The organism is Caballeronia sp. (assembly GCF_049581465.1).
GTDB lineage: Bacteria > Pseudomonadota > Gammaproteobacteria > Burkholderiales > Burkholderiaceae > Caballeronia.
In genome coordinates, this window is sequence record NZ_JBAUSA010001033.1 from 1 (window position 1) to 5,463 (window position 5,463).

The 5,463-nt window shown below is 58.3% G+C and carries 4 protein-coding genes and 2 pseudogenes; 2 read left to right on the forward strand and 4 right to left on the reverse strand.

Translation table 11 applies throughout. The annotated features are described in order from the left end of the window. A pseudogene (locus tag WCA53_RS25240) lies at nucleotides 1–182 on the forward strand (TIGR03118 family protein); the annotation flags it as partial. Here WCA53_RS25240 and WCA53_RS25245 read toward each other — a convergent pair. Beyond that, nucleotides 135–533: a CocE/NonD family hydrolase gene (locus WCA53_RS25245; protein ID WP_423916851.1), complete on the reverse strand. Its 399-nt coding sequence runs from the start codon at nucleotides 531–533 to the stop codon at nucleotides 135–137. The pseudogene WCA53_RS25240 and the gene WCA53_RS25245 sit on opposite strands and share 48 nt — an antisense overlap. Nucleotides 534–591: 58 nt before the next feature. Then, a pseudogene (locus WCA53_RS25250) lies at nucleotides 592–882 on the reverse strand (IS6 family transposase); the annotation flags it as partial. Nucleotides 883–1,546: 664 nt separating this feature from the next. Here WCA53_RS25250 and WCA53_RS25255 point away from each other — a divergent pair. Then, nucleotides 1,547–1,954 (forward strand): hypothetical protein, encoded by a 408-nt coding sequence (locus tag WCA53_RS25255; RefSeq protein WP_423916853.1) that lies wholly within the window; start codon nucleotides 1,547–1,549, stop codon nucleotides 1,952–1,954. A gap of 418 nt (nucleotides 1,955–2,372) precedes the next feature. Here WCA53_RS25255 and WCA53_RS25260 read toward each other — a convergent pair whose 3' ends face one another. Continuing rightward, nucleotides 2,373–2,615: a hypothetical protein gene (locus tag WCA53_RS25260; RefSeq protein ID WP_423916855.1), complete on the reverse strand. Its 243-nt coding sequence runs from the start codon at nucleotides 2,613–2,615 to the stop codon at nucleotides 2,373–2,375. A gap of 405 nt (nucleotides 2,616–3,020) precedes the next feature. Further along, nucleotides 3,021–5,463, reverse strand: a 2,443-nt coding sequence (locus WCA53_RS25265; protein WP_423916857.1) for an efflux RND transporter permease subunit, incomplete at its 5' end; no start/stop codon positions are given.

The following is a 5,463-nucleotide window of genomic DNA, read 5'->3' on the forward strand; positions in this document are numbered from 1 at the left end:
TTGCGTTCGGCAACGATCTCAGCAATCAGCCGTCCAATACGCTGTTCTTCGCGGCGGGGCCGAATGACGAAGCCGATGGCGTCTATGGAAGAATCGATCTGAACACAACGTCGAGTTCAGGCACGAACACCGGTTCAAGCGCGGGCGCAAACACGAGCGGAGGGACGAGCACCGGCATGTAGCGCTGACCGCGCAATAGACAACGGTCGTTTTCTATGCGAGAGCGTGCCGCGAATATTCGCAATGCCGTGAACGTACCCGCGCGGGACGAAGAAGTCGCTGGCGCCTGCTTCGATGAAACCGAGCGGCGCTCCCAGGTTTTGTATCTGACGAGGATAAGGCGACGCGGACACAAGCACCGGATACCGGCCGGGCGTCGCCGGCCGGTACGTGTCAGCGCACAGTTCGACGCCATCCCGCATCGGCACAGACATGTCGTAGTCGGAATCCATCGGCCCGGCGTGTGTTGACGTCCGCACTGCGCTGCACGCTCGCGAAGACACGCCCGAAATGCTGGTCCTATGACATGTCATGGCTTTGTCAAGTTGGCAGAGAAAAGACGAAATTCGCGAAGGTGCGTAGTTTTCCTGATCAACAAACGTTGATGCCAGATTCTGCGATCGTCCATTGACGCCAGGCAGCCAGTCGACGCTTCAATTCTGCCCGGTGTCGACCTGCATTCATCCGATGTCGAGGCAGCGCGAAGTGCTGCCGAATCGGACCGAAGCACGAGAGAAACGCTTGAGTTCGCGCCCGGTCGCGAAAGCCACATATCTGGCGTTCGCGTCTTCAGGTGGGCTGGTGGCTATTCTCAGCGCGGTTGTTCACGCGCGCAGCCGCTTTGACGAATACATGCTTCACATGAGCGAGCTCGGGAATATCCTTAGTGCGGCAAACTTATAAGAACCTTAGGGAACCGGAAAATTGCAAAAAACTGTCAGTGTCGACGCCTGATTTGACTAAAGTTGTTAGCCACGTGAATAAGCCTGAACCACGGGCTCCGGTCTTGGCCGGATTCCATGCAGCGAGCGCCTCCTGGTTGAACCAGATCGTGATATCGCCACGTTGGCGCAAGGCCTTATTACATTCGAGCCAAATGGTCACTTTGTAACGTGGCTTTTTCGATCTTGTGCCAGCGACTCTGGTTATGTCCGTACGGCATTGCCAGTTCTGCAGGTCAAATCACCCGCGGATCATGCGAGATTCGCCGCCCTCGAACCGCTAGATCGATTTAGTCAACAAAGCTAGCCGCTCGCAATTGGCCGCGCTCAGGTGTTTCACAAGACACGTTTCGTTACACACAAAAACACCGTTAATCTGCCAGCACAATATAGTCCGCTCACGACTGACAAAAGAGGCAACTTATGAAAAGAACTATTGCGTTAGTGCTATTGGCCGTTTGTCTTGGAAGCGCGCTGGGTGGCTGCATCTTTGTACCCGAAGGCGGCTACCATGAGCATGACCACGACCGCTATTGACCGTAGCCAATAACGCGCTCGCAAACCCTGTTGCTCAATCACACATATCTGAATAACCAAACCAAACTATGAGCATCTTCCGCAACCGCCGGCTCGTCATGACACTGATTGCCGGTTTCGGCATAGGCGTATCGTCCCTCGCCCTCGCACACGTCGATGTTGGAGTAAACATCGGAATCCCCGGTGTTGTCTATGCGCCTGAGCCGGTCTACGCTCCGCCCACGCAGGTGTACGTCCAACCTCCTGCCGCTGTTCTCATTAGTCCGGGCTGGTATGGTGATAGATACTATGACGGGCATCGCTATTGGGAACATCGCGAGTGGGACGAGCATCATCGACGTGACGGCGAATGGCATGATGCACGCGACTACCGCGGCGGTCCTCGAGGTGAGTGGGACCACGACCATCAACACGGTGGACCGCACGACGACTGGCACCGTGACCATGAGAATGGCGGCGGGAGAGGTGACCATTGACGCGAAAGGCAGCAGCTGTCGCGTTCGGTGCGCCTGAACGCCCACAAGCCTAAATCGTATCCGCAGGTCACCCGAAGCATGCACTTTGGCAGCAGTCACAGATGCAATCAAATTCGCCTGTCTTGAAAAACCCGCACCCAGTAGAAGTGCTCCGAGCGTTTTGCTTCTTTCATCGCGCTGGTCGTCGCCTTTATATGGCTCGTCTAATGTCAACACACCCTTCTGGTCCGAGGCATCTCGGAGTTGCCGTCTACAGTGAGCTTTGCTTATCGAATGCAGCTTACATGACGGCTATCCAGCACCTGCTCGCGAGGTATTAACCATTTTTCGACCGCAAGCCGTTGCATTGAAAATCGGCCGAAAGAAGCAGTCCTTATGAGAACCTTAAGGCAACGCGAAATTGTGAAAAATATAGAGCTCAAGGTGCTTTCGATGCGGTCGATATCATGGGTGCACCACTAGTACATCGATCCATCGAACCCGGAAAAATCCATATGAACGTGAACTCGCTTAGCCACCCAGTGCCGTCGTCAACTAGCGCCACGGTATCGACCACAGGAACCCACCCTTCAAATTCGACGACCACCGGCGCGAAGTCCGCGACCTCCGCCGCAACCCCTGCCTCCCCGGCTGCGCCGCAACCGTCGTCTACGGTCAGCATCAGCAATGTCGCGCGTGCGGCACTCGCTGAAGCAACCGAGTCGGCAGCAACCACAGCGAAAGAGGCGAGCGGCGGTGATCGGCAGGCGCAACGGCTTCTTGCTAAGCAAGCCGCTCAAAAAATAGGTTAAACGAAACGCGAACGGACGAGGTCGGATCACATGGCCTCGAACCCAGAACCCGGGTTGGCTAGTGCAGGCTTCCTCGTCAAAAAAAGCAAAAGACGCGCAAGCTCGAAAAATTCCTGACGGATAAGCCCGCGTTAGGGTTTGGCGGGTAGTCTGCACTCCTGCATCGAGGTGACGCATCGCCATTCGTTGTTCTCGCATCATTGATAACGAATAGTGTTTGATTGATCGAAAGGAAAGAGGGGCGCCACGGCGCCCCTCTTTCCTTTCCACGTTTGCTAATCGCGTTTCCTCATCAGTAAGCGGAGCAACACGGGCAGTACGAGGAGGACCAGCGGCAATTGCACGATCAGGCCGGAGATAATCGCAATGGCAAGTGGCTGCTGCATCGCCGAGCCTTGGCCGAGTGCAAACGCGAGAGGCAGCAACGCGAGGATCGCGGCGATGGTCGTCATTGCGATGGGACGCAGCCGATTGCGGCCGGCCTCGATCAGCGCCCGGTCGAACGGCATGCCGTCGTCGAGCGTGAGCCCCTGCAACTCCGATACGTAGAAGATCGCCACCTCGGTCACGATCCCGATGATCATTGTCATGCCCATCATTGCGGAAATGTTCAACTCTATGCCCGTGATCCATAGCCCAACGAATACGGCGCCGGTCGCGAGCAGCGGCATGGCGAGGACAGCAAGCGCGATGCGAAATCGTTCGTAGAGAAACAACAGCAGTCCGAAGACCAGTGCGACTGCGGCCCCGAAGACCGTCATCAGCCCCTTGAACGCGATTTGCTGCTGTTGATACAGGCCGCCGAGTTCGTAGTACACGCCTTGGGGCAACAGTCCGGCCGTACCGAGCGTCTTCTGCACGTCGGCGACGGTCGAGCCGAGATCCCGGCCGTCGATGCGAGCGGTCACGGCAACCATGCGCTTCAGGTTGTCGCGGGCGATCTCAGGCTGGCCGCTCACAATGACGCGGTCGGTCACGCGGTTCAGCGCGAAGAGGTGACCGTCGGGGGCTCGAATCTGCAACTGTCCCAGTTGCGTATCGGTCAGTTCAAGCGCGCCGGCCGCCCGCACCCTGACGCCGACGGTCTTCGGTCCCGACTGAAACTGAGTTGCCACGTTGCCCTGGACCATGTCGGAGACGGCCTGTGCAATAGATTGCGGGTCCGTGCCTTCGGCCGCAGCCGCCTCCGGGCGGATGTGAAGTTCGAGAGCGTCACCCGCCGGGTTGATGCCGTTGTTCACATCCACGACGCCCTTGATCTTGCTGATCGCTGCGGCCACCTTGCGCGATGTGCTGTCCAGCGTGTTCTGGTCATCTGAATAAATTTTGATCTGCACCGGTTGCGGCACGGCTGTCAGGTCGCCGATCAGGTCTTCCATCAATTGCGCGAGTTCGATGTTCACGCCCGGTACTTGCGACTCGATTTTCGAGCGGACTTCTTCCATGACCGTTTCGATCGGTTCGCGTTTGCCAGACTTTAGCCGTACAAAGAAGTCGCCTTTGTTCGGCTCGTTCAGGTCCCCACCCAGGCCCGCGCCGGTCCGACGCGAATAGGTCGCAACGTTCGGGTTGGCGCCGACAATCGTTTCTATCTGTTTCATCAGGCGGTCGGTCTCGGCGATGGACGTGCCCGGTTCGGTGGAGTAGTCCAGCACGAAACCGCCTTCGTCCATGCTTGGCATGAAGCCGCTGCCGACTCGCACGAACGCGAGCGCCGCCACTATTACGAGCGGCACCAGACCGATCAGCACGAGCGACGGCCGCGCGCTGACGCGCTCGATCAACGCGCCATAACCGGCAGTCATCCAGGCGGCCAAGCGCGTTTCGCGGTGCTCCTCCGCATCGTGTGGCTTGAGCAAGCGGTCGCAGAGAATCGGTACGGCGAGCCAGGTGACGAGGAACGAAATGAACAGTGCGCTCGCCATCGTGACCGACAAGGCCTTGAAGAACGCGCCGGTTACGTCCGACAGGAACGCAAGCGGGACGAAGATGATCAGCGTCGCCGCCGACGAGCCAGCAAGCGGCCGCGTAAACTCGAGCGCGGCCGACATCACGCGACCATGGAACGCCGTCGCGCCCCCTTCGCGCATGCGCCGGACGATATGCTCGATCATCACGATCGCGTCGTCGATCACGAGGCCGACGGCGGCGGCCATCCCACCGAGCGTCATGATGTTGAAGCCCATGCCGAACACATCGAGCAGCAAGATAGTGGCGGCCATCACGACCGGCACGAGCGCCACCGCGATCACCGTAATTTTCCAGTTGCGCAGGAACGCGAAGAGGGTAAGAGCCGCCAGCACGACGCCGATCATGATTGCATCGCGTACGCTGGTGGCCGACGCAATCACCAATTCGCTCTGGTCGTACCAGTTCGACATATGCACACCCGGCGGCATCTGGTGCTGGAAATCGGCGAGTCGGGCGCGAATCGCCTTTGCCATCGCGACGCTGTTTGCGCCCGGCTGCTGGTAGATGTTCACGAGCACTGCATCCTGGCCGTCAGCGGTAACGCGCATCCATTTGGGAATGACGCCCTGAGTGACGCTCGCGATATCGCCCAGACGGATCTGTGCGGCGCCGTTCGATTGCACGACCACATTCTTCAGTTCATCGATCTGCGTGATGGTTGCGTTTGCGATCACCAGATACAACTTATAGTGATCCTCGATACGGCCCGTGGCAGTCAGCACGTTGCTTGCCCCGATTGCCCTGGAT

Excerpts from the sequence above, each read along its gene's own strand:
- WCA53_RS25255 (WP_423916853.1), top strand. The coding sequence starts at position 1,547 with ATGAGCATCTTCCGCAACCGCCGGCTCGTCATGACACTGATTGCCGGT.
- WCA53_RS25260 (WP_423916855.1), bottom strand. The coding sequence starts at position 2,615 with ATGCTGACCGTAGACGACGGTTGCGGCGCAGCCGGGGAGGCAGGGGTT.
- WCA53_RS25245 (WP_423916851.1), bottom strand. The coding sequence starts at position 533 with ATGACATGTCATAGGACCAGCATTTCGGGCGTGTCTTCGCGAGCGTGC.